General features: G+C 60.8%; 20 protein-coding genes. 5 read left to right on the top strand and 15 right to left on the bottom strand.

Translation table 11 applies throughout. The features are described 5' to 3' along the window. Positions 1-62: 62 nt before the first annotated feature. The 10 genes from ssuB to argE form a co-directional block, all read right to left on the bottom strand. On the bottom strand, positions 63-869 hold the full coding sequence (ssuB, locus tag PseuLF5_RS14195) for an aliphatic sulfonates ABC transporter ATP-binding protein (RefSeq protein ID WP_128615875.1): 807 nt from the start codon (positions 867-869) through the stop codon (positions 63-65). After that, a complete protein-coding gene (ssuC, locus tag PseuLF5_RS14190; protein ID WP_340133806.1) occupies positions 866-1,648 on the bottom strand; it encodes an aliphatic sulfonate ABC transporter permease SsuC in 783 nt (260 codons plus the stop codon). The genes ssuB and ssuC overlap by 4 nt, the downstream gene beginning before the upstream one ends. Before the next feature lie 8 nt (positions 1,649-1,656). Next, complete coding sequence (gene ssuD, locus PseuLF5_RS14185; protein ID WP_267796555.1) at positions 1,657-2,805, bottom strand: FMNH2-dependent alkanesulfonate monooxygenase; 1,149 nt, start codon at positions 2,803-2,805, stop codon at positions 1,657-1,659. A 25-nt stretch (positions 2,806-2,830) separates the two neighbouring features. Next, positions 2,831-3,796, bottom strand: a complete 966-nt coding sequence (locus PseuLF5_RS14180; protein WP_007913834.1) for a sulfonate ABC transporter substrate-binding protein — start codon at positions 3,794-3,796, stop codon at positions 2,831-2,833. A gap of 91 nt (positions 3,797-3,887) precedes the next feature. Continuing rightward, positions 3,888-4,481: an NADPH-dependent FMN reductase gene (gene ssuE / locus PseuLF5_RS14175; protein ID WP_085708988.1), complete on the bottom strand. Its 594-nt coding sequence runs from the start codon at positions 4,479-4,481 to the stop codon at positions 3,888-3,890. Positions 4,482-4,720: 239 nt separating this feature from the next. Next, on the bottom strand, positions 4,721-5,359 hold the full coding sequence (locus PseuLF5_RS14170) for a peroxiredoxin (RefSeq protein WP_340133804.1): 639 nt from the start codon (positions 5,357-5,359) through the stop codon (positions 4,721-4,723). A gap of 295 nt (positions 5,360-5,654) precedes the next feature. Continuing rightward, entirely contained in the window at positions 5,655-7,001 is a 1,347-nt protein-coding gene (locus tag PseuLF5_RS14165) for an OprD family porin (RefSeq protein WP_123469680.1), read from the bottom strand. A gap of 416 nt (positions 7,002-7,417) precedes the next feature. Then, entirely contained in the window at positions 7,418-8,746 is a 1,329-nt protein-coding gene (locus PseuLF5_RS14160; protein ID WP_340133803.1) for an OprD family porin, read from the bottom strand. Between the two features lie 606 nt (positions 8,747-9,352). Next, complete coding sequence (gene argA / locus PseuLF5_RS14155; RefSeq protein WP_123469685.1) at positions 9,353-10,651, bottom strand: amino-acid N-acetyltransferase; 1,299 nt, start codon at positions 10,649-10,651, stop codon at positions 9,353-9,355. Positions 10,652-10,921: 270 nt separating this feature from the next. Next, positions 10,922-12,085 (bottom strand): acetylornithine deacetylase, encoded by a 1,164-nt coding sequence (gene argE, locus PseuLF5_RS14150; protein WP_123469686.1) that lies wholly within the window; start codon positions 12,083-12,085, stop codon positions 10,922-10,924. Positions 12,086-12,241: 156 nt separating this feature from the next. Here argE and PseuLF5_RS14145 point away from each other — a divergent pair, with 156 nt between their 5' ends. Further along, positions 12,242-13,612, top strand: a complete 1,371-nt coding sequence (locus PseuLF5_RS14145; RefSeq protein ID WP_128615869.1) for a CYTH domain-containing protein — start codon at positions 12,242-12,244, stop codon at positions 13,610-13,612. Between the two features lie 123 nt (positions 13,613-13,735). Here the strand turns inward: PseuLF5_RS14145 and PseuLF5_RS14140 are convergent, their stop codons facing one another. After that, complete coding sequence (locus PseuLF5_RS14140) at positions 13,736-14,200, bottom strand: Lrp/AsnC family transcriptional regulator (RefSeq protein WP_064589724.1); 465 nt, start codon at positions 14,198-14,200, stop codon at positions 13,736-13,738. 126 nt (positions 14,201-14,326) lie between these two features. Between PseuLF5_RS14140 and PseuLF5_RS14135 the strand changes: the two genes are divergently transcribed. The 3 genes from PseuLF5_RS14135 (at position 14,327) to PseuLF5_RS14125 (ending at position 16,926) form a co-directional block, all read left to right on the top strand. Further along, positions 14,327-14,665, top strand: a complete 339-nt coding sequence (locus PseuLF5_RS14135) for a hypothetical protein (RefSeq protein WP_340133802.1) — start codon at positions 14,327-14,329, stop codon at positions 14,663-14,665. A gap of 90 nt (positions 14,666-14,755) precedes the next feature. After that, the gene (locus tag PseuLF5_RS14130; RefSeq protein WP_340133801.1) at positions 14,756-16,540 is read left to right on the top strand and encodes a GspE/PulE family protein; all 1,785 of its coding nucleotides are present in this window, start codon (positions 14,756-14,758) and stop codon (positions 16,538-16,540) included. Positions 16,541-16,605: 65 nt separating this feature from the next. Continuing rightward, a complete protein-coding gene (locus PseuLF5_RS14125) occupies positions 16,606-16,926 on the top strand; it encodes a DUF2388 domain-containing protein (protein WP_171057234.1) in 321 nt (106 codons plus the stop codon). 118 nt (positions 16,927-17,044) lie between these two features. On the opposite strand, the gene gcvP is transcribed toward PseuLF5_RS14125, so the two are convergent. After that, positions 17,045-19,918, bottom strand: coding sequence for an aminomethyl-transferring glycine dehydrogenase (gcvP, locus tag PseuLF5_RS14120; RefSeq protein WP_340133800.1), 2,874 nt, complete (start codon positions 19,916-19,918; stop codon positions 17,045-17,047). A 155-nt stretch (positions 19,919-20,073) separates the two neighbouring features. Here gcvP and PseuLF5_RS14115 point away from each other — a divergent pair, with 155 nt between their 5' ends. Further along, positions 20,074-21,216 (top strand): DegT/DnrJ/EryC1/StrS family aminotransferase, encoded by a 1,143-nt coding sequence (locus PseuLF5_RS14115; protein WP_186744093.1) that lies wholly within the window; start codon positions 20,074-20,076, stop codon positions 21,214-21,216. 56 nt (positions 21,217-21,272) lie between these two features. On the opposite strand, the gene gcvH is transcribed toward PseuLF5_RS14115, so the two are convergent. The 3 genes from gcvH to PseuLF5_RS14100 form a co-directional block, all read right to left on the bottom strand. Continuing rightward, positions 21,273-21,656 carry a glycine cleavage system protein GcvH gene (gene gcvH / locus PseuLF5_RS14110; RefSeq protein ID WP_340133798.1) on the bottom strand — a complete coding sequence of 128 codons (384 nt, stop codon included), beginning with the start codon at positions 21,654-21,656 and terminating at the stop codon, positions 21,273-21,275. A gap of 48 nt (positions 21,657-21,704) precedes the next feature. Then, positions 21,705-22,787 carry a glycine cleavage system aminomethyltransferase GcvT gene (gene gcvT / locus PseuLF5_RS14105; RefSeq protein ID WP_336347523.1) on the bottom strand — a complete coding sequence of 361 codons (1,083 nt, stop codon included), beginning with the start codon at positions 22,785-22,787 and terminating at the stop codon, positions 21,705-21,707. Between the two features lie 155 nt (positions 22,788-22,942). Beyond that, positions 22,943-24,559, bottom strand: coding sequence for an ABC transporter permease (locus PseuLF5_RS14100; RefSeq protein WP_186744087.1), 1,617 nt, complete (start codon positions 24,557-24,559; stop codon positions 22,943-22,945). Positions 24,560-24,649: the final 90 nt, after the last annotated feature.

Below are 24,649 nucleotides of genomic sequence, written 5' to 3'. Positions count from 1 at the left end.
AAGCGGCAAGCAAAAGCACAGCGCTTTTACTTGCAGCTTGTAGCTTGCCGCTTGAAGCTGCTTCATTGCGCCCAACGCAATTGCGTAGGCAGGGGTGAAACGGGTTCCGGCTCTGGCGGCTCGCCAGGCAGGGACAAAACTCGGTTGAGCACTTCGGTTTCCAGCGCCGCCAGCCGGTGCGATCCGCGCACTCGCGGACGCGGCAACTCCACTTGCAGGTCGAGGCCGACTTCGCCGTCCTCGATCAGAATCACCCGGTCGGCAATCGCTACCGCTTCGCTGACGTCGTGGGTCACCAGCAACACGGTGAAGCCGTGCTGCTGCCACAAGCGCTCGATCAATTGCTGCATCTCGATCCGGGTCAGGGCGTCCAGCGCACCGAGCGGCTCATCAAGCAGCAGCAGGCGCGGTTGGTGGATCAACGCCCGGGCCAGCGCAACACGCTGCTTCTGCCCGCCGGATAGGGCCGCCGGCCACTCGTTGGCGCGATCGGCCAGACCGACCGCCTCCAGCGCTGCCAGCGCCTGCGGGCGCCAGTTGCCTTTGAGGCCGAGGCCGACGTTGTCGATGATCTTTTTCCACGGCAGCAGCCGCGCTTCCTGAAACATCAACCGCGTGTCATCCCGCGCATCGCTGAGCGGGGCGGCGCCGGCCAGCAGGTCGCCGCCAGTCGGCTGGTCGAGGCCGGCGAGCAAGCGCAGCAAGGTGCTCTTGCCGCAACCGCTGCGCCCGACCACAGCGACGAATTGCCCCGCCGGAATGTGCAGGTCGATGTCACGCAGCACCTGCCGCGCACCGAAGGTTTTCTGCAGGTTGCGCACCACCAGCGGAATCCCGCGCAGCAGGCGTGGAGGTTGTTGAGCCGTCATGCCGCACCTCCCTTGGCAACCTGATAGGCCGGATGCCAGCGCAGCCACACACGTTCGAGTCCACGGGCGGCGAGGTCGGCGAGTTTGCCGAGCACGGCGTAAAGCAGGATCGCCAGCACCACCACGTCGGTCTGCAAAAACTCGCGGGCATTCATCGCCAGATAACCGATGCCGGAGCTGGCGGAAATGGTTTCCGCGACGATCAGCGTCAGCCACATGAAGCCCAGCGCGAAGCGCACGCCGACCAGAATCGAAGGCAGCGCGCCCGGCAGAATCACCTGCCAGAACAGGCTGAAACCGGACAGGCCGTAACTGCGCGCCATCTCCACCAGCGCCGGGTCGACGTTGCGGATGCCGTGATAAGTGTTGAGGTAGATCGGGAACAACGTGCCCAATGCCACCAGGAAAATCTTCGCCGACTCGTCAATCCCGAACCACAGAATCACCAGCGGAATCAGCGCCAGGTGCGGCACGTTGCGGATCATCTGCACCGAGCTGTCGAGCAGGCGCTCGCCCCACGTCGACAGGCCAGTGATGAAGCCCAGCACCAGGCCGATGCTGCCACCGATAGTGAAGCCCAGCGCCGCGCGCCAGCCGCTGATGGCCAGGTGCGTCCAGATCTCGCCGCTGCGCACCAGACTGACGCCGGCTTCGATCACCGCCACCGGCGCCGGCAGGATCCGCGTCGACAACCAACCGGCCGACACCGACAACTGCCACACCGCCAGCAACAACACCGGCAACGCCCAGGGCGCGAGGCTGTGGATAATTTTCTTCATGGCGCGCCTCAGCTCTGCGACGCGGCTTTGGGAAGAATGTCGTTGGCGACCATCTCGCCGAACGGGCTGACATAACCGGCGCTTTTCGGCTGTTCCGGACGCTCGATGTCGAGGTGCGGGAACAGCAGTTCAGCGACGCGGTACGACTCTTCGAGGTGTGGATAACCGGAGAAGATAAAGGTGTCGATGCCCAGATCCGCGTATTCCTTCACTCGCGCCGCCACGGTCGGGCCATCGCCGACCAGCGCCGTACCGGCACCGCCGCGCACCAGACCGACGCCGGCCCACAGGTTCGGGCTGACTTCGAGGTTGTCGCGGCTGCCGCCGTGCAGCGCGGCCATGCGTTGCTGACCGACCGAATCGAAGCGCGCCAGCGATGCCTGCGCACGCTTGATGGTGTCGTCGTCCAGATGCGAGATCAGGCGATCCGCCGCTTGCCACGCTTCAGCGTTGGTTTCCCGCACGATCACATGCAGACGAATACCGAAGCGCACGGTGCGTCCGAGCCTGGCGGCTTTGGCGCGCACCTGCGCAATCTTCTCGGCGACGGCTGCTGGCGGCTCGCCCCAGGTCAGGACCATCTCGACCTGTTCAGCGGCCAGGTCCTGCGCCGCTTCCGACGAGCCACCGAAGTACAGCGGCGGACGCGGCTGCTGGATCGGCGGATAGAGCAGCTTGGCACCCTTCACGCTGATGTGTTCACCGTCGTAATCGACGGTCTCGCCTTCCAGCACCCGACGCCAGATCCGGGTGAACTCCACCGAGGCCTGATAGCGCGCCTCGTGATCGAGAAACAGGCCGTCGCCGGCCAACTCCTCCGGGTCACCGCCGGTCACCAGGTTGAACAGCGCACGACCGCCGGACAGACGATCCAGCGTGGCGGCCTGGCGCGCTGCCACCGTCGGGGAAATGATCCCGGGGCGCAGGGCAACGAGGAACTTCAGGCGCTGTGTCACCGGAATCAGCGATGCTGCCACCAGCCACGAGTCTTCGCAGGAACGGCCGGTGGGAATCAGCACGCCGCCGAAGCCCAGACGATCCGCTGCCTGCGCGACCTGTTGCAGATAACCGTGGTCGACGGCGCGGGCGCCTTCGGCGGTGCCAAGGTAATGGCCGTCGCCGTGGGTAGGCAGGAACCAGAAGATATTGAGGCTCATGGAGTGGTCTCCTTGGGGATTCGAATTACTGCGCCTTGGCCACAGCGGCCGGTGGTGTCCAGATCACATCCTTGATGCTCAGCGGCTTGGGAATCAGCTTGAGCTGGAAGAACGTGTCAGCGATTTTCTGCTGCGCGGCGACCACTTCCGGGGTCAGGAACAGTGCGCCGTAACCCTGGCGTTTCACCGAGGTCAGGGTGATGTCCGCCGGCAGACCAAGCAGTGGCGCGACTTGTTGGGTCACGTCTTCAGGGTTGGCCTTCGACCATTCGCCGACGGCGCGCACTTCTTCGACGAGGGTCTTGATCACCTCGGGATTTTTCTGTGCGTAGGGCTTGGTCGCGAGATAGAACTGGTGGTTGTCGACGATGCCTTTGCCATCGCGCAGGGTGTGCGCTTGCAGTTGTTTCTCGGCAGCGGCCTGGTACGGATCCCAGATGACCCAGGCATCGACGCTGCCACGCTCGAACGCGGCGCGGGCATCGGCGGGCGGCAGGAATACGGTTTGAATATCGGAGTATTTGAGGCCGGCGTCTTCCAGCGCACGCACCAGCAGGTAGTGGACGTTGGAGCCTTTGTTCAGGGCGACTTTCTTGCCCTTGAGATCGGCCACCGATTTGATCGGCGAGTCCTTCGGTACGAGGATCGCTTCGCTGTTCGGCGCTGGTGGCTCGTAGGCGACGTAGAGCAGATCGGCGCCCGCCGCCTGGGCAAACACCGGCGGGGTTTCGCCAGTGACACCGAAGTCGATCGAACCGACGTTCAGGCCTTCGAGCAGTTGCGGGCCACCAGGGAATTCAGTCCATTGCACGTCGACGCCTTGGGCGGCCAGACGTTTTTCCAGCGTGCCTTTGGCTTTGAGCAGCACCAGCGTGCCGTACTTCTGATAACCGATTCGCAGCGTCTCGGCCTGAGCTTGAGTGATGGCGCCGAAGGTGACAGCCGCAGCAAACAGAGCGACCAGACCACGACGCAAAAATACAGTGCGCATAGCGCTCTCCTATTTTGCTGTTGGGTTTTGGCTGCACCTGCTTAACCGTTAGCGGCTGAGTAAGGTGAGTTACATCAAGTTCCGGTGAGGCTTAAATGCTCCAGCGAGCACTCAATAAACGTTCATTCAACAAGCCCGGCTCCAGCGGTTTCGGCCGGCGGGCCATGGCACTGACAAACTGATCCAGCGCTTCGTGCAGCCGCTGCTCCAGCGCTGGTGCCAATTGCGCCGCGGCACTGCCTTCGCCGTAGGCGATCTGGCTGTCCTCGGCGAAAATGCCTTGCAGCATTTCCTGGGCTTTCAACGCCGACAGCACCGGTTTTAGCGCGTAATCGACCACCAGCATGTGAGCGATGCTGCCGCCAGTGGCCATCGGCAAGACAATCTTGTGGTTCAAGGCGCGCTCCGGGAGCAGATCCAGCAACGTCTTCAACGCGCCGGAAAACGAAGCCTTGTAAACCGGTGTGGCGATCAGCAGGCCGTCGGCGTTTTCGATCTGTTGCAGCAGGTCGAGCACCTTCGGGCTGTCGAAGCGGGCGTGAAGCAAGTCTTCGGCCGGGAAGTCCCGCACCTGATAACTCACCACTTCCACCCCTTGCTGTTGCAACCAGCGTTGCGAGCGTTCCAGCAACACTCCGGAACGGGAGCGCTGGCTGGGACTGCCACCGAGTGAGACGACCAGCATTCAGAGAATTCCTTGCACGTTACAGGCGATTCGCGGGTTGCGATCTCGCTTCGATGGGAGTGACCTTACCAGCTGATTTATATATCCATAAATCATATTTATTCATTTGGTTATGCGTTTTAGAGATATGAATTCAGCTTTCTTCCAGGCGAAAAAAAAGGCCGTCGAAACGGCCTGAAATCCCCTGCATCGTGGTTTCGTGGTGACTGGACTATGGCCACACCGCAAATCTCACTGACTCACTTGTTCGGCTGCGGCGTCAGGCGCAGGTACGGCCTCACCGCGCGATAGCCTTTTGGAAAGCGTCGTTTGATTTCATCTTCATCCTTGAGCGACGGCACGATCACCACCTCTTCACCGTCCTGCCAGTTGGCCGGGGTGGCCACCTTGTAGTTGTCGGTGAGCTGCAGCGAGTCGATCACCCGCAGGATCTCGTGGAAGTTGCGGCCGGTGCTCGCCGGGTAGGTGATGGTCAGGCGAATCTTCTTGTTCGGATCGATCACGAACAGCGAACGCACGGTCAGCGTGTCGTTGGCGTTCGGGTGGATCAGGTCGTAAAGGTCAGACACCTTGCGATCGGCATCAGCCAGGATCGGGAAGTTGACGATGGTGTTCTGGGTTTCGTTGATGTCTTCGATCCACTTGTGGTGCGAGTCCACCGGGTCGACCGACAGCGCGATGGCTTTGACGCCACGCTGGGCGAACTCATCCTTGAGCTTGGCGGTGAAGCCCAGTTCGGTGGTGCACACCGGGGTGAAGTCGGCCGGGTGGGAGAACAGCACACCCCAGCTATCGCCCAGCCACTCGTGGAAACGAATCTTGCCGGCGCTGGAATCCTGTTCGAAGTCGGGGGCGATGTCGCCGAGTCTGAGGCTCATGATGCTGCTCCTGATGAGTTGTTGGAGAACTCAACTGTAGCTCGGGATTCGACATCATGAAAAAGAATAAATAACTAGATATCTAGATCATTAGTGAATATTAAACTTCTGTTCACTGGACGCTCGACGGCAACCCGACGAACATCGGTCGCAAGGTTCGAGAAGGCCTTGAGTTGCTGTAAAGAGGGAAATTTCGGGAAAGGCCTACGGGGGTGGGCCTGACTCGAAAACGCAAAAGCCCCGTCCGGCGCGATGCCGGACGGGGCTTTTTTACATCAGGTGCAGGAGCGCGCTATTACAGCAGCGGGATCGAGTAGCTGACGATCAGGCGGTTTTCATCCTGGTCGCGTTGACCCGGGATGTCGTTGCGCCACATAGCGTTTTTCCACATCACGCCAACGTTTTTCAGCGGGCCTTCTGGCACAACGTAACCGATGGTCAGGTCACGTTCCCACTCGGAGTTGCCATGGCCGTTTTCAAGACCATTTTTACCCACGGTGTCGATATTGTCGCCACGCAGGTAAACAACACCGGCGGTCAGGCCAGGCACGCCAACCTTGGCGAAATCATAGGAGTAGCGAGCCTGCCAGGTACGTTCGCCTGCACGGGCAAACTTGGCGATCTGCATGTCGGTGGTGATGTAAGCCGAAGAGCCGTCACCCTGGTTCAGCCAAGGGAAGTCACTGCTGCCGTTGCTGACCTGGTAGCCGCCGCCGAAGGTATGACCTTCAACGCTATACAGGAACAAGCCGCTGTAAAGGTTGTTGTCGACTTTGCCCTTGCCAGCATTGAAACCGGTGTAATTACCGTTGCTGAAATAAGCCGAGTCGTGGCCGTTCAAGCCGTCATCGGAGCTGTTGAAATAACGGAAGTCCGATTTCAACACGCCAGGGCCGATTGCCCAGTTGTGAACCAGGCCCAGGAAGTGCTGTTTGTAGAAGTCTTCCAGATTGCCGTAGTAGTACTGGGCAGTCAGGTCTTTGGTGATTTTGTAATCACCACCGGCGTAGATGAACTTGTTGCTGTTAGCCGTACGAGCACTTGCACCGCCAATGGCCATGTTCTCGTTATTGCTGGAGTTACGCCCCTTCACAGCTTCGATCTGACCGCCAATCAGAGTCAGGTCTTTGATCTCGTTGGACGTGATCTGGCCACCTTGAAAGGTTTGCGGCAGCAGACGGCCATCGTTGGTCACGATAACTGGCAGCTTTGGCTGCAGGGTGCCGAGCTTCAGTTCAGTCTGGGAGATCTTGGCTTTGGCAGTCAGGCCCAGGCTGGAGAAGTTGTTAACCGCTTTGCCATTGGACTCACTTGGGAAAACCGTGCCGCCGTACGAAGTGCTGCTGGTTGCCCCATTGGTGCCGCCACCCGAATCCAGACGTACGCCCAACAGGCCGATGGCGTCGATACCGAAGCCGACGGTACCTTGGGTGTAACCGGAGATGAAGCGCAGATCGAAGCCTTGGCCCCATTCTTCAGCTTTGCTCTGGGTGGAGTGAGCACCGGAGTCGCGGTTATCAGTGTTGATGTAGAAGTTACGCAGCCCCAAAGTAGCTTTGCTGTCTTCGATGAAACCGGCGGCGCCTGCCTGCTGCGCCATAACCCCTACGGCCACAGCCAGGGCCAAGGTGGACTTGTTCATGTATCGCTCCTCTCGTTTCTAATTCTTTTGCTTTTTTACTGTCGGTTTCGGATCGATTGCCCGAAATCCTGAACGCTTGATCGCGGCGGACCCTTTACCCCCAGTCAAAGCCGCGAAAGGATACCCCGGCATAGTCCCCAAAAGAATTGTTTCATTCTTTTTCAGAACCCGAAGACATATAGAAGGCACCTCAGACTGGAGGTATCGGCTTCAACACCGATTCCTGAACCCGTCAAATTGTCGAGGGACGAAAATGCCAAAACACCGCAGCGTCTTTTGAACGCTGAACGGGTCTACTTTAAGCATTCGTCGGAGAACATAAAAAGAATAAAAAATGCGCTAGAGCTTATATTTTGGAATATAAAAAAATGCGCAAAAAAAACCTTGCCGAGCGGCAAGGTTTTTTTAATGACGTGTTACAGGAAGCTGTAGGTGTAGTTGAAGATCAGACGGGTCTGGTCCTGATCGGCAATATTGATTTGGCTGCCGCGATAAACACCGTTACGCAGGGTCACACCAAAACCTTTGAGCGTGCCCTGTTGAACGGTGTAATCAATCCGCATGTCGCGTTCCCACTCGGACATATCGCTACCGGTGCCATTCGTTGCCTTGATGTTGTCACCATGCAGGTAAGCGATCGAGGCTTTGAGACCCGGTACACCCAGACCTGCGAAGTCATAGGAGTACTGACCGAAAGTGGTGTTTTCACCCGCTCGGACGAAACCGTTAATCATGGAGTCGGTGAACAGGTAGAAACTGGCGCCGCCGGCACCTTCAGGGCGACCGTTGCCATCGACCACGTTGCCCTGGTTCAGGTAGACGAATCCACCGTCATCGTTGACGCGTTGATGGCCGAGCAAGAAGGCGTTGCCACCCAAGGTATACGTGAACATGGCGCTCCAGGTCTTGTTGTCGACCTCGCCCGGAGTCTTGGCATAACCACCGTTGTTATTGAAACGGTAGCCTGCGTCCCCGTTCTTGCCATCGGAGCTGCTGTCAAAATAGCGGATATCGGTCTTGAACGACTGATTGGTGTCGATCGGAAGGACGTGCACCAGGCCGAAGAAGTTCTGCTTGTAATAGTCCTGCAGGTTCGAGTGGTAGTACTGCAGAGTCAGGTCTTTGGTGACCTTCCAGTCAGCACCGGCATAACGGAACTGATTACTGTCTTGGGTACCGCCGGCCACTGCCAGGCCGGTACTGTTTGACGAGGCACGGCCCACGGCATGCTCAAGCTGACCGGCGTTGAAGGTGACGTTGTCGATTTCCTTGGAGGTGATCGTGCCACCCTCGAAGGTTTGAGGCAGCAGGCGGCTATCGTTCGCGACCAGAATCGGCAAGCTCGGTTGCAGCGCGCCACCCAGGTGCGCTTCGGTCTTGGACAGACGTGCCTTGACGTTACCCGCTATGCGGCTCCAGGACTGCGTGGCCGAACCGTCGGAGTCACTTGGATTGAACGAGTTATTGTCTGGGTGATGCCCACGACCACCATCCAGGTGAATACCGCTGAGCGCCTGCACATCAAGGCCAAAACCGACCGTACCTTGAGTGAAACCGGACAGGTAATCAAACTTGAAACCCTGCGCGGCTTCTCGCTGATCTGCGCCGCCATCGCGGTTGTCGTTGTTGAAATACATGGTGCGGGAACTAAGGGAAGCCTTGCTGTCTTCGATGAAACCCGCGGCACCTGCCTGCTGCGCCAATACCCCAAAGGCCACAGCCAAGGCCAAGGTGGACTTATTCATTGTTAAGCTCCTCTCGTTTCTAATTATTGTTACCTGGCCCGAATCGATGCCCGGGTCTCGAAGGTAAGCGATTAGCGCCAGAGCGTGACTCACAAGTCAATCGTAACCTTATGTGTCTACGACCATAGTCTAATCTCCGTTTTTTTGGTCCATGCAGGTTCATGAATTCGTCATGACACTGAAAAGAATGGATACCTTCTTTTCTAATACCCTTTAGGAATTTAAACCCCGTATTTACAAGCTCTGGCGCTCCCCACGCCAACGCCCCGGTCAATTCCTGAAGAGTATTAAACCGCTCTGTTTATGGTGATTTGCACTGAAGCAATCCGGAAACAATTCCATCACTCCAACGGTCAACCCAGCGCACTATCCGGATCAATTGTTACAGTTTGTGTGTCGATGGATTTTTTTTCATGCACAGCGAGGCCGCCGTCATTGCCGGAATGAACCCAGCCTTTTCAGACAATGTTTGCAGTGACGGGAATCAGAAGGAGCGTTTCAGATTGGCGGGTTATTCTGCCGATTGCCGACAGCCCATCCATTCGCACAACAGGTGCAGCGATGTGGGGAGCCTGTAGCGCTCCCCCACTCGCCATTCCTGATGAATCAGAGGGTCTTTTCGAAGATCTTCGAGTTGCGCTGATAGTTGTACAGCGACGCCCGCGCCGCTGGCAGGCGTTCAACGCTGCTTGGCTCAAAACCACGCTCGCGGAACCAGTGCGCGGTGCGGGTGGTGAGGACGAACAGGGTTTTCAGGCCTTGCGCCCGGGCACGGGTTTCGATGCGTTCCAGCAGCTCGTCACCGCGACCGCCATGGCGGTACTCCGGGTTCACCGCCAAGCACGCCAGCTCGCCGGCATCCGAATCGGCGATCTGATACAGCGCCGCACAAGCGATGATCATGCCTTCACGCTCGACCACGCTGAACTGCTCGATCTCACGCTCCAGCACTTCACGGGAACGGCGCACCAGAATCCCCTGCTCTTCCAGCGGACTGATCAGGTCGAGCAGGCCGCCGACGTCTTCAATCGCCGCCTCGCGCACCAGTTCGAATTGCTCTTGCGCGACCAGCGTGCCGCCACCGTCACGGGTGAACAGCTCGGTCAGCAGCGCGCCGTCTTCGGCGTAGCTGACGATATGGCTGCGCGCCACCCCGCCACGGCAAGCCTCGGCGGCGGCATCCAGCAGTTCGGCCTGATAGTTGTTGCCCAGCCGCGCCAGATGCGCCGGCACCTGTTGCGGACGCAGTTCGCGCACCAGTTTGCCGTTCTCGTCGATCAGACCGAGGTCGGCGCCGAACAGCAGCAGTTTGTCAGCGCCCAGGTCGATCGCGGCGCGGGTGGCGACGTCTTCGCAGGCCAGGTTGAAGATCTCGCCGGTCGGTGAATAGCCCAGCGGCGACAGCAGCACGATCGAGCGCTCGTCGAGCAGGCGGTTGATGCCTTTGCGGTCGACCCGGCGCACTTCACCGGTGTGGTGATAATCGACACCTTCGAGCACGCCGATCGGCCGCGCGGTCACGAGGTTGCCGCTGGCCACGCGCAAGCGCGAGCCCTGCATTGGCGAAGAAGCCATGTCCATCGACAAGCGCGCTTCGATGGCGATGCGCAACTGGCCGACCGCGTCGATCACGCACTCCAGGGTCGCCGCATCGGTGATGCGCATGCCGTGATGGTAATGCGGGGTCAGGCCACGGGCGGCGAGGCGGGTTTCAATCTGCGGGCGCGAACCGTGCACCAGCACCAGACGCACACCAAGGCTGTGCAGCAGGACAATGTCGTGGACGATGTTGCCGAAATTCGGATGCTCCACGCCGTCGCCGGGCAGCATGACGACGAAAGTGCAATCGCGGTGGGCATTGATATAAGGAGACGCGTGGCGAAGCCAATTGACGTATTCGGGCATGAACCTGGGCCTGTAATAAATAGCAGCCGGAAATAGGGGCGAAACGGAAAACGCACAGCGGGCTGATGGTTATCGTCGGAACAGGCTTGGCGACACGCGCGCTCTCCTCATGAATACGGGTTGGGGTGCAGGCAATTTACAGCGTTTAGTCTGGCAAAACACAATCCCTTGTAGGAGTTAGCCTGCTCGCGATAGCGGAGTTTCAGTCAATATCTTCGGTGACTGACTCACCGCTGTCGCGAGCAGGCTCACTCCTACAAGTGTTCACTTTCATTCCTGCGAAGCTGTACCCGTTGTCAGGCAGTAATGTTCAATCAACTGCCGCAGTAGATGCACGGTAGGCTGCAAACGTGACATTTCAAGGTATTCACCGGGCTGGTGCGCACAGGCGATGTCGCCGGGGCCGAGCACGATGGTTTCGCAACCAAGGCGCTGAAGATAAGGTGCTTCGGTGCCGAACGCTACTGCTTCGGCACTGTGACCGGTAAGCTTTTCCGCGATGCGCACCAGTTCGGCGTCTGCAGCCTGCTCGAATGACGGCACTTCCGGGAACAACGGCTTGTAGTCGATCTTCACCTGATGCCGTTCGGCCACCGGATTGAGCTTGCGCAGAATCTCCGCACGCAGGACTTTCGGGTCCATGCCCGGCAGCGGGCGCAGGTCGAACTCCAGCGAACACTGGCCGCAGATGCGATTCGGGTTGTCGCCACCATGAATACAGCCGAAGTTCAGCGTCGGTTGCGGCACGCTGAACTGCGGGTTGTTGAATTCACGCTGCCACAACAGACGCAGGCCACGCAGTTCGCCGATGGCATCGTGCATCGCCTCGAGGGCGCTGTGCCCCAGGCGCGGATCCGACGAATGGCCGCTCTGCCCGAGGATGTCGATGCGCTCCATCATGATGCCCTTGTGCATGCGGATCGGCTTGAGCCCGGTCGGCTCGCCGATCACCGCCGCGCGCCCGATGGGATGCCCGGCCTCGGCCAGCGCACGGGCGCCGGACATCGAGCTTTCTTCATCGCAAGTGGCGAGAATCAGCAGCGGTTGCCGGAACGGCTGGTCGAGCAACGGCTGCACGGCTTCGATGATCAGGGCGAAGAAGCCCTTCATGTCGCAGCTGCCCAGCCCGACCCAGCGGCCATCGACTTCGGTGAGTTTCAACGGATCGGTCTGCCACAGCGCATCGTCATACGGCACCGTGTCGCTGTGCCCGGCCAGCACCAGTCCGCCCGGGCCGCTGCCGAAACTGGCGAGCAGATTGAATTTTCCGGGGCTGACCTGCTGGATATCGCAACTGAACCCCAGCTCGCCCAGCCATCCGGCGAGCAAGTCGATCACCGCCCGGTTGGACTGGTCCAGGTTCGGTTGGGTACAGCTGACCGACGGCGCGGCAATCAGCGCGGCGAACTGGTCTTTCATGGACGGCAAAGGCATCGCTGACTCCAACTCCCGAATTGAAGTCCATCATAGAGCCATCCGGCGCCAGGAATAAACCGCCGCAGGGCGTAGGAAGTTTGAGTCCTGTACACTGCACGACCTTGGCAGCCACACATTCCCCCGGCTGCGCTCCCGATCCTGGATTTTCCGGCCATGCAGAAAGAAACCGAAATCAAACTCCGCGTCAGCCGCGAAACCCTCGCCGCCCTGCGCGAGCACCCGCTACTGAAAAAACGCAACAAAAATGGCTGGGAACGCCGTGAGTTGATGAACCAGTACTTCGACACCCCCGAGCGCGACCTGGCCCAGGCCAAAGTCGCCCTGCGCCTGCGCAAGGACGGTGACGAAGTGATTCAGACCCTCAAGACGCGCGGCCAGAGCATCGCCGGTCTGTCCGAGCGTAACGAGTACGACTGGAAGTTGCCCAAAGCCAAGCTCGATGTGAAAAAACTCGACGGCGAATGCTGGCCCGAGTCGCTGGCCGAGCTGGACAAGAAAACCCTGAAACCGATCTTCACCACCGATTTCGTCCGCGAGCGCGCGGAAATCGCCTGGGGCCGCGGCAAGGCCAAAGTGGTCATCGAGGCCGCGCTGGACCTCGGTCATGTGGTGGTCGGCAAACAGAAAGAAGAAATCTGCGAGCTGGAACTGGAACTGCGCGAAGGCGAGCCTGCCGCGCTGCTGGAACTGGCCGCCGAACTGGCCGAAACCCTGGCCCTGATGCCGTGCGACATCAGCAAGGCCGAACGCGGCTACCGCCTGTACGACGCCAACAGCTACTCGCTGAGCCTGCCGGCGCCGCAACTGACCCCGGAAACCCAACTCGACGATGCCTTCGCCGCACTTTGCTGGCATCTGCTTGGCAGCAGTCAGCGTCTGGCTGAACAGTATCGCTTCAACGGCCACTGGCGCCTGCTGCAGGACTGGGTCGAAAACCTCGCGGAAATGCGTGCCCTGCTCAGCAGCCTCGGCCAGGCTGCGCCGCGACCGTCGACGCACGATCTGCGCGTGGCGCTGGATGCGTTGCTCGAAGACTGGCGCCCGCTGGTTCAGGTCGGTATCGAAGACGAAGACGTGCGCAAAGCGGCGCCGGAACAATTCCTCGAAGAGCTGGAAGACCCACGCTGGGGCCTGTTCTCGCTGACCACCTCGCGCTGGCTGCTGGCCCGCACCTGGACCGCCGAGCGCAACGTTCGTGGCAACCGTCAGGGTGGCGCTCAGTTGCACAGCTGGCTGCCGCGCCTGTTGGGCGAAGAAGCCACGGCCCTGCAACTGCAGCGCTATCAGCAACAGCCGGAAGATCTGGCCGAGCAACTGCCGCGCATCGAGCGCATCCAGGTCTGGCTGCACCACGCGCGTAACGTGCTGGAGATCCCGGAAATGGATCGCCTGTACGGCGAACTGAACAAACTGGCGCAACTGGCCAACGAGCCGACGATCACTGACGAACTGCTCGATGCGCGCAAGCAGCAGGCGATTGCGGTTTACCAGAATCGTGCCTGGAAAATGCTGCTGCGCATGTAAGTCCGCCATCGCTGGCAAGACAGCTCCCACAGGTCTTGTGTTGAAACGCTATCTGCATTCCAACACTGAACCTTGTGGGAGCTGGCTTGCCAGCGATGAGGCCAGCCAAACAACCGCTCAATCTCAAACCGGCAAGCTGGTCGTGGACTTGATCTCCGACAACGCCACAATCGAGTTCACTTCCTGAATCCCAGGCACCAGCGACAGCTTCTCGAAAAAGAATCGCTCATACGCTTCGATATCCGCCGCAACAATGCGCAACAGAAAGTCCACCGCGCCCATCAGCACATAACACTCCAGCACTTCCGGAAAACCGCGAATCGCCTCGGTAAACTCGGTGAAGTTGGAACGCCCATGCGCGTTGAGTTTGATCTCGGCGAAAATCTGCGTGTTCAGCCCGATCTTCTTGCGGTCGAGCAAGGTCACCTGGCCACGAATGATCCCCTCCTCCTTCATCCGTTGAATCCTTCGCCAGCATGGCGACTGCGACAGCCCCACCTGCTCGGCGATCTGCGCGCTGGACAGCGAAGCGTCCTCTTGCAGCAACGCGAGTATCTTGCGGTCGTAGGCGTCCAGCTCGCTGTGCATAGAAAAACCTCAGATATAAGAATTTGCGAATTGATCAGGTCGATCAATCGTCAATAACACCGATCTTAGCCAAGAAATGCCCGGCGCCGAATGTAAAAATTCCTCCACTGATTCTGGAGCCCCGCCATGCCGCACCTCGAAGCCGTCAACAGCCTCCCCACCCGTGCCGACGTCTGGCATGTCAACAACGCCCACTGCCTGGCGCACTACCAACTGCTTGCCGAAGCCGAGCCGGATCTGTTGGTGCGTGTGCTGAACCTGTTCGCGCTGCAGTTCCTCACCCCCGAACAGGTCAACGTGCAGCGGCTCGACGATCTGCTGTCGATCGACATCGTCATGGGGGGCCTGAGCTGGCATCGCGCCCAGGTGATCGGGGAAAAACTTCGTAACCTGATCAGCGTGTGCTCGGTGAATCTGCAAAACACCGACGGGGCGTGGGATGCGCCCGCACAGGCGGCTGGCTGACAAATCCGGCAACGGCTTGGTCAGGTAGTGGCCCAACGGTCTGCGAGGCCACGGCTATCCTTTGCGAACTGACGTTCAAAAGGAGCCCGCATGTCCGTTCAACTCGCCACTCAGGACCGCTGGCTGGAACTCAACGATGTCTTGCGTGAACTGGTCGCCCAAGGGTTTATCAGCCAGGACTCGGCGGAGCAGGCGCTGAACGCGCGCCGTCGCCACGCCGCTCAGGGTCAGATGCATCCACTGGAGTTCATTGCCAGCCAGCAACTGGACGACCTCAGCCGTCCGGGCAAACACCTGGACCTGGAAAGCCTGACCCTGTGGCTGGCGCAACAGGCCGGCCAGCCGTACTTGCGCATTGATCCGCTGAAAATCAACGTCGCCGCCATCACCCCGCTGATGTCCTACGCGTTCGCCCAGCGGCACAGGATCCTCGCCGTGGCGGTCGATCGCGATTCGGTGACCGTGGCCAGCGCACAACCCTATGTAAACGGCTGGGAGGCCGACCTGACCCATGTACTGAAGCTGCCGATCAAACGGGTCGTCGCCAACCCGGTGGACATCCAGCGTTTCAGCGTCGAATTCTTCCGCCTGGCCAAATCGGTCAGCGGCGCCAGCAATGCCGACGCGCAGAGCGGCAACCTCGGCAATTTCGAACAGTTGCTCAATCTCGGCGCCAGCGATCAGGAGCCGGACGCCAACGATGCGCACATCGTCAATATCGTCGACTGGCTGTTCCAGTACGCCTTCCAGCAGCGCGCCAGCGATATCCACATCGAACCGCGCCGCGAACAGGGCACGGTGCGTTTTCGCATCGACGGTGTACTGCACAACGTCTATCAATTCCCGCCGCAGGTGACCATGGCCATCGTCAGCCGCCTGAAAAGCCTCGGGCGGATGAACGTCGCCGAGAAGCGCAAACCCCAGGACGGCCGGGTCAAGACCAAGACCCCGGACGGCGGCGAGGTCGAGCTGCGCCTGTCGACCCTGCCCACCGCGTTCGGCGAAAAAATGGTCATGCGTATTTTTGACCCGGAGGTGCTGCTCAAGGACTTTGATCAGCTTGGCTTTTCCGCCGACGACCTGCGCCGCTGGCAAGACATGACCCGCCAGCCCAACGGCATCATTCTGGTCACCGGACCGACCGGTTCGGGCAAGACCACCACGCTCTACACCACCCTGAAAAAACTGGCGACGCCGGAGGTCAACCTGTGCACCATCGAAGACCCGATCGAGATGGTCGAGCCGACGTTCAACCAGATGCAGGTGCAGCACAACATCGACCTGAGCTTTGCCGCCGGGGTGCGTGCGCTGATGCGGCAGGACCCGGACATCATCATGATTGGCGAGATCCGCGATCTGGAAACCGCCGAAATGGCGATTCAGGCCGCACTGACCGGGCATCTGGTGCTGTCGACCCTGCACACCAACGACGCGCCCAGCGCCATCAGTCGCCTGCTGGAACTCGGCGTGCCGCACTACCTGATCAAAGCCACGGTGCTCGGGGTCATGGCGCAGCGTCTGGTGCGCACCTTGTGCCCACACTGCAAGGCGCCACTGACACTCGCCGAGGAGGACTGGCAAACCCTGACCCGGCCCTGGCAAGCGCCGCTGCCGGGTAATGCGCAGTGCGCCATCGGTTGCCCGGAATGCCGCGACACCGGTTATCACGGCCGCGCCGGGGTCTACGAGATCATGCAATTGAGCGACAGCCTCAAAGCCTTCATCACCCCGGACACCGACCTCACCGCGATTCGTCGCCAGGCCTTCAAGGAAGGCATGCGCAGCTTGCGGTTGTCCGGCGCGCAGAAAGTCGCCGCCGGCCTGACGACCATCGAGGAAGTGCTGCGGGTGACCCCCCAGAGCGAGCAGAAATAACCCGTCACGGAACCGGATCGGGGAACAACGATCCAACGCCGTAGTTAACCCCCAGGAGTCACCTCATCATGCGTCTCAAACTTGCTGTTGCCACGCTGGCCTTGCTGTCCCTTCCCGTTGGTTCGGCCATGGCGGACAGCTTTTGGCGTAACGTCATCTCGTCCGGTGCCACCACCGGCTCGACCTACCTGACCTTCAAGGATCACAAGCTGATCATCGCCGCGCAGGACGATGCCGGCAGTTTCGTCGCCAGCGATGGCGGTATCCGCGGGCCGTACCTGGAAGCCGCGATGCAGAAAGTCCGCGCCGACAACCCGGGCCTGCAGGCCACGGACATGGAACTGGCGAACGCGATTCTGGCGAAGAATGCGGTAGCGTCCGAGTAAGCCTGGCACCGATAGAAATGCCGCTCGATTGAGCGGCATTTTTTTGCCTGTAATTCCCTGTTCACCACACAACCTCTGCAGGAGTGAGCCTGCAATGAAGCGGGGGGGCACAGGGAGATCAGCGGTAATCGTCCACCGGAACACAGGCGCAAAACAGATTGCGATCCCCATAAACGTTGTCCACCCGGTTCACCGCCGGCCAGTATTTATGCGCCTTGGTGTGCGCATCGGGGGTGATGCCCTGTTCGAGGCTGTAAGGCCGCTCCCACACCCCGGTGACATCCGCCAGAGTATGCGGCGCGCGCTTGAGCGGGTTGTCTTCCGTCGGCCAGTTGCCGTTCTGCACTTCGGTGATTTCCGCGCGAATACTCAGCATCGCGCCGATAAAGCGGTCCAGCTCCGCTTTCGATTCGCTCTCGGTCGGCTCGACCATCAACGTCCCCGGCACCGGAAACGACATGGTTGGCGCGTGGAAGCCGTAGTCCATCAAGCGCTTGGCAACGTCTTCTTCGCTGATTCCGGTCTGCGCCTTCAACGGCCGCAAATCGAGAATGCATTCATGGGCCACGCGGCCGTTGCGCCCGGTGTAGAGCACCGGGAAGGCGCCGGATAAATGTTGCGCCAGGTAGTTCGCCGCCAGAATCGCCACTTCGCTGGCATCCGCCAATTGCGGCCCCATCATCGCGATGTACATCCAGCTGATCGGCAGAATGCTCGCACTGCCCCACGGTGCTGCGCTGACCGCGCCGTTCTGCGCCAGCGGCCCGTCGATGGGCACCACCGGGTGATTGGCGACGAACGGTGCCAGATGCGCACGGATGCCGATCGGCCCCATGCCCGGTCCGCCGCCACCGTGGGGAATGCAGAACGTCTTGTGCAGGTTCATGTGCGACACATCGGCGCCGATGTCCGCCGGTCGCGTCAGCCCGACCTGTGCATTGAGGTTGGCCCCGTCCATGTACACCTGACCGCCGTGCCTGTGGATAACGTCACAGATCTCGCTGATGCCCTCTTCGTACACTCCATGGGTCGATGGATAGGTCGCCATCAGGCACGACAACTTGTCCCCGGCCTCCGCCGCTTTCGCCTTCAAATCCTCGAGATCGACGTTGCCCGCCTCGTCGCACTCGACGATCACCACGCGCATCCCGGCCATCTGCGCCGAAGCCGGATTGGTGCCGTGAGCCGACGACGGAATCAGGCAGACATCCCGCGCGCCCTGCTGCCGGCTCTCGTGATATTTGCGAATCGCCAGCAGCCCGGCGTACTCGCCCTGAGCCCCGGAGTTGGGCTGCATGCAGATCGCCTCGAACCCGGTAATCGCGCACAACCAGCGTTCCAGTTCTTCGATCATCAAGGTGTAACCGACCGCCTGCTCCCGCGGCGCGAACGGGTGCAGGTTGGCAAATTGCGGCCAGGTGATCGGGATCATCTCGCTGGTGGCGTTGAGTTTCATGGTGCAGGAGCCCAGCGGGATCATTGACTGGTTGAGCGCCAGATCCTTGTTCTCCAGTTGTTTGAGGTAGCGCAGCATCTCGGTTTCGCTGTGATGAGCATTGAACACTGGATGCCGCAGGTAAGGCGTCTTGCGCTGGAGGGTGTCGGGGATGCCAGACACCAGGGTTTCTGCGTCCAGTTGCTCGACGTTCAGCCCATGATCAGCACCCAGCAGTACATCGAACAGCCTGGCCACTGTGCTTTCATCGCTGGTTTCATCGAGGCTCAGCCCCACTCGACCGCGCCCGAGAATCCGCAGGTTGATCTGCGCTGCCCTGGCGCTGTCGATGATCGCGCTCTGCGCGCCGCCGACGTCGAGGGTCAGGGTGTCGAAAAACTGCCCGTTGACCCGTTGCATCCCGTGGCGCTCAAGGCCCGCCGCCAGAATGCAGGTCAGCCGATGCACGCGCTGGGCGATGCGTTTCAAGCCTTGCGGCCCGTGATACACCGCGTAGCAACCGGCGATGTTGGCCAGCAGTACCTGCGCGGTGCAGATGTTCGAGTTGGCCTTCTCGCGACGAATGTGTTGCTCACGGGTTTGCAGGGCCATGCGCAACGCCACATTGCCTCGAGCGTCTTTTGACACGCCGATGATCCGCCCCGGAATCGCCCGTTTGTATTCATCGCGGCTGGCGAAAAACGCCGCGTGCGGGCCGCCGTATCCCATGGGCACGCCAAAGCGCTGGGACGAGCCGAACACCACATCCGCGCCCTGCTCACCCGGCGGCGTCAGCAACAACAGGCTCAACAGATCCGTCGCAACGCAGGCCAGCGCCTGCTGCGCGTGCAACTGATCAATGACCGGGCGCAGATCGCGAATCTCGCCATGGGTGTCGGGATACTGCAGCAACGCACCGAACACCTGGTGTTGCTTCAAGTTATCCACAGCGTCGATGATCAGCTCGAAGCCGAAACCTTCGGCGCGGGTCTGCACCACGGAAATGGTCTGCGGATGACAGTTCTCGTCGACGAAAAACAGATTGCTCTTCGACTTCGCCACGCGTTTGGCCAAAGCCATGGCTTCCGCAGCGGCAGTGGCTTCGTCGAGTAACGAAGCGTTGGCCAGTTCAAGGCCGGTGAGGTCGATGGTCAGTTGCTGGAAATTCAGCAACGCTTCGAGACGGCCTTGGGCGATCTCCGGTTGATACGGGGTGTACGCGGTGTACCAGCCGGGATTTTCCAGCACGTTGCGCAGAATGACCGTCGGCGTCAGCGTGCCGTGGTAGCCCATGCCGATCAGGCTGGTCCACACCTGGTTCTGCTCGGCATAACCGCGCAACTTGGCGAGCGCCGCCTGTTCGTCGAGGGCTGGCGGCAAATCCAGCGCCCGATTCAGACGAATGCCCGGCGGCACCGTCTGCTCGATCAGTTCGGCCCGGCTGCCGAGGCCAAGGCTATCGAGCATCGCCTGCTGTTCGGCGGCGTCGGGCCCCAAATGGCGGCGCAGGAAGGCTTTGGGGTCGCGTAACTGGCTCAAGGATGGCAACTGGGACATGACGGGCTCTCTCTTGGCTGGCGCTCGGCGTCAATGCAACACGGTCAAACCAGCATAGCAGCCGATACCGCCGCGCACGGCTTGGCGGCAGAGGGGTTCCGGGGCATGCTGTAGCGCCTGCATCAGGCGTCCAACTTTCGGATGATCCAGTCCCCATGAGCCAACTGCCGTTCCTGCCGTTTTCCAAACCCGTCATTGATGAAGCCACGATTGCCGCCGTTGGCGATGTGCTGCGCTCCGGCTGGATCACCAGCGGGCCGAAGGTCCAGGCCTTCGAAGCACAGCTGTCGGAATACTTCGGCGGGCGCCCGGTGCGCACGTTCAACTCCGGCACCTGCACCATGGAAATCGCCCTGCGCATCGCCGGCATCGGCCCGGGTGACGAAGTGATCACCACCCCGATTTCCTGGGTCGCCACCGCCAACGTGATCCTCGAAGTGGGCGCCACCCCGGTGTTTGCCGACATCGACCCGGTGACCCGCAACATTGATCTGGACCAACTGGAAGCGGCGATCACCCCGCGCACCAAAGCGCTGATTCCGGTGTACCTCGCCGGCCTGCCGGTGGACATGCAGCGCTTGTACGCCATCGCCCGCAAACACAATCTGCGCATTGTTGAAGACGCCGCCCAAGCGTTGGGTTCGAGCTGGAACGGCCAGCGCATCGGCGCCACCGGCGATTTCGTGTCGTTCAGTTTCCAGGCCAACAAGAACGTTACCTGCTCCGAGGGTGGCTGCCTGGTGCTGAACACCCCGGAAGAAGCGCGGCTGGCGGAGAAGTACCGTTTGCAGGGCGTGACGCGCAACGGCTTCGATGGTCTGGACGTCGACGTGCTCGGTGGCAAGTTCAACATGACCGATGTCGCCGCCACCATTGGCTTGGGTCAGTTCGCGCATATCGAGGCGCTGACCGCCCATCGTCAGGAACTGGCCCGACACTACTTCAAATGTTTTGGCGATGACTTTGAAGCGACCTATGGCGCGCAACTGCCGCCTGCGGACTTCACCCACAGCAACTGGCACCTGTTCCAACTGGTCCTGCCGGAACGCAAGGACGGCTTGCCGGCGCGAGCGACATTCATGGAGCAGATGCAGGCACGGGGTATCGGCATCGGTTATCACTACCCGCCGATTCACTTGCTGAGCCTCTACCGCGAGCGCGGCTTCAAGGAAGGCATGTTGCCGGTGGCGGAGCGGGTCGGACGGCTGATCGTGTCGTTGCCGATGTTTACCACCATGACCAAGGACGATGTCGAGCGTTCGGTGGCGGCGGTGAAAGCGGTATTGCGCGACGCCTGATTGACGCCTACAAAAAAGCCCCGAGAAATCGGGGCTTTTGAAGTATTACAGTCTGCTTATTCGCCGATGGCCGCCTTGTAGCCGGCAGCGTCGAGCAGCTTGTCCAGATCAGCCGCGTTATCGGGCTTGAGCTTGAAGATCCACGCACCGTACGGGTCGGAGTTCAGCAGTTCCGGCGAAGCGCTCAGCTCTTCGTTGACGGCGATCACTTCACCGGCAATCGGCGAGTAGATGTCGGAAGCGGCTTTCACCGACTCGACCACACCGGCCTGATCTTCAGCCGCATATTTGTTGCCCACTTCGGTCAACTCGACGAACACCACATCGCCCAGCGCTTCCTGCGCGTGATCGCTGATGCCCACGGTAACGGTGCCGTCGGCTTCCAGACGTGCCCACTCATGACTTTCGGCAAAACGCAGTTCAGCGGGGATATTGCTCATGCTCGGTGTCCTCAAGAAAATGTCAGCGGTCAGGCCCGCCGGAAAAGGTTAGATCAAGGTTTTGCCATGGCGCACGAAGGTCGGCTTGACCACCCGTACCGGATACCACTTGCCACGGATTTCCACTTCGGCGCGGTCGGCTGTGGCCATCGGTACACGCGCCAGGGCAATCGATTTACTCAGCGTAGGAGAGAAACTACCACTGGTGATCTCTCCTTCGCCAACATCGGCGATACGAACCACCTGATGGGCGCGTAAAACACCCCGCTCCTCAAGCACCAGGCCCACCAGTTTGTGCGCAACGCCGGCGGTTTTTTCCGCCTCCAGTGCCGCCCGCCCGATGAACTGCCGCGAGGCCGGTTCCCAGGCAATGCTCCAGGCCATATTGGACGCCAGCGGCGAGACATCTTGATGAATGTCCTGGCCGTAGAGGTTCATCCCCGCCTCAACCCGCAGCGTGTCGCGGGCGCCGAGGCCAATCGGCGAAATGCCAGCACCGACCAGATCGTTGAAAAATCCCGGCGCCTGTTCGGCCGGCAAGGCGATTTCCAGCCCGTCCTCACCGGTGTAACCGGTACGCGCGATGAACCAGTCGCCATCGACTTCGGCTTCGAACGGTTTGAGGTGCTGGATCAGCGTGGCGCGGGACTGGGTGACCAGTTCGGCGATCCTGTGCCGGGCCTGCGGGCCCTGGATGGCGAGCATCGCCAGCTCGGTGCGCTCGTGCAGTTGCACGTCGAACCCGGCCAGTTGTGCGTGCATCCAGGCCAGATCCTGATCACGGGTGGAGGCGTTGACCACCAGCCGATAACGGTCTTCGAGGCGATAGACGATCATGTCGTCGACGATGCCGCCACGCTCGTTGAGCATGGTGCTGTACAACGCCCGACCGGGGCGGTGCAGGCGTTCGACATCATTGGCCAGCAAATGCTGGAGCCAGGCCTTGGCCTGGTTGCCGGTAACGTCGATAACGGTCATGTGGGATACATCGAAGACCCCGCAATCGCGGCGCACTTCGTGGTGCTCCTCGACCTGCGAGCCGTAATGCAGTGGCATGTCCCAACCGCCAAAATCGACCATTTTCGCGCCAAGGGCGAGATGCAGGTCATACAGAGGCGTACGCTGTCCCATGGGTTTCTCCTTCCGGGCGTGGCGAAGGCGCGGACAGCCGCTGCACAGTTGAAAGCCTTGAAATATAAGGCTCTCAGCCGATTTCAGCGTACCGATCTGTCAGACGAACCGCACCGAATGCCGCGCATTGTAGCCGCATGATTCAGGACTGACGACTAAGTGTTTCGGTGCGCCGAGCGGCGGATCAGGCCGATGACCGGCAATAAACCGACCAATACCAGCGTCAGCGCCGGCAGCGACGCCCTCGCCCATTCGCCTTCGCTGGTCATTTCAAAGATGCGCACCGCCAGCGTGTCCCAGCCAAACGGGCGCATCAGCAGGGTGGCGGGCATTTCCTTGAGCACATCGACGAACACCAGCAACGCCGCGCTCAACGTGCCGGGCAGCAACAGCGGCAGATACACTTTGAAAAACAGTCGCGGCCCACTGACACCCAGACTACGTGCCGCTTCGGGCAATGAAGGCCGTATACGCGCCAGACTGTTTTCCAGCGGCCCGTAGGCCACCGCAATGAAGCGCACCAGATAAGCCATCAGCAACGCCGCCAGACTGCCGAGCAACAGCGGCTTGCCGGCGCCGCCGAGCCAGCCCGACAGCGGGATCACCAGTTCGCGGTCGAGGTAGCTGAAGGCGAGCATGATCGACACCGCAAGCACCGAGCCCGGCAACGCATAGCCGAGATTGGCCAGGCTGACGCCGGAGCGAATCGCCCGGGTCGGCGCCAGCCGTCGGGCGAAGGCCAGCAGCAACGCGACGCTGACGGTGATCAACGCCGCCATGCCGCCCAGGTAGAGGGTGTGCAGGATCAGCCCGGCGTAACGCTCATCGAGATCGAAGCGCCCGCGCTGCCAGAACCAGACGAGCAACTGCAGCAGCGGAATCACGAACGCACAGGCGAACACCAACGTGCACCAGCCTGTCGCTGCGAACGCCTTGAGCCCGCGCAGGTGATACAGCGCCTTGACCCGTGGTCGCTCGTTGCTTGCCCGGTTGGCACCGCGTGCCCGCCGTTCGCCGTAGAGCACCAGCATCACCACCAGCAACAACAGGCTCGCCAGTTGCGCCGCGCTGGGCAGGCTGAAGAAGCCGTACCAGGTCTTGTAGATCGCGGTGGTGAAGGTGTCGAAGTTGAACACCGACACCGCACCGAAATCCGCCAGGGTTTCCATCAGTGCCAGCGCCACCCCGGCACCGATCGCCGGCCGCGCCATGGGCAATGCCACACGCCAGAACGCCTGCCAGGGCGATTGCCCGAGCACCCGCGCCGCTTCCATCAGGCCTTTGCCCTGCGCGAGAAACGCGGTGCGCGCCAGCAGGTAAACGTAGGGATAAAACACCAGCACCAACACCACAATCACCCCGCCGGTGGAGCGCACCCGCGGCAGGCGTAACCCGCTGCCGAACCACTCGCGCAACAGCGTTTGCACGGGCCCGGCAAAGTCCAGCAGACCGACGAAGACGAACGCCAGCACATAAGCCGGGATGGCGAAGGGCAACATCAGCGCCCAGTCGAGCCAGCGCCTGCCGGGGAATTCACAGAGGCTGGTGAGCCACGCCAGACTGACGCCGAGCAGCGTCACACCGACGCCCACGCCAAGCACAAGGGTCAGGGTGTTGCCCAGCAAGCGCGGCATCTGGGTTTCCCACAGGTGCGACCAGATCTGCTGATCGATGGTTTGCCACGACAGCAACAGGACACTCAGGGGCAACAGCACCAACGCGGCGATGGCGAAAACGATGGGGTACCAGCGGCGTTGGGCGGGGTGGGCCACTTTTTGGACTCTGGGGGGATAGGGGGTGTTCTTGGGATTAGGGTTTCAAGTCGAGATTGTTGCCCTCACCCTCCCGGGAGAAGCCTATGG

This window comes from Pseudomonas sp. LF-5, assembly GCF_037626295.1.
In the GTDB taxonomy this organism is placed as follows: domain Bacteria; phylum Pseudomonadota; class Gammaproteobacteria; order Pseudomonadales; family Pseudomonadaceae; genus Aquipseudomonas; species Aquipseudomonas monsensis.
Note: the sequence above shows the minus strand (reverse complement) of the source record. Positions and strands in the feature narration are given on the sequence as shown.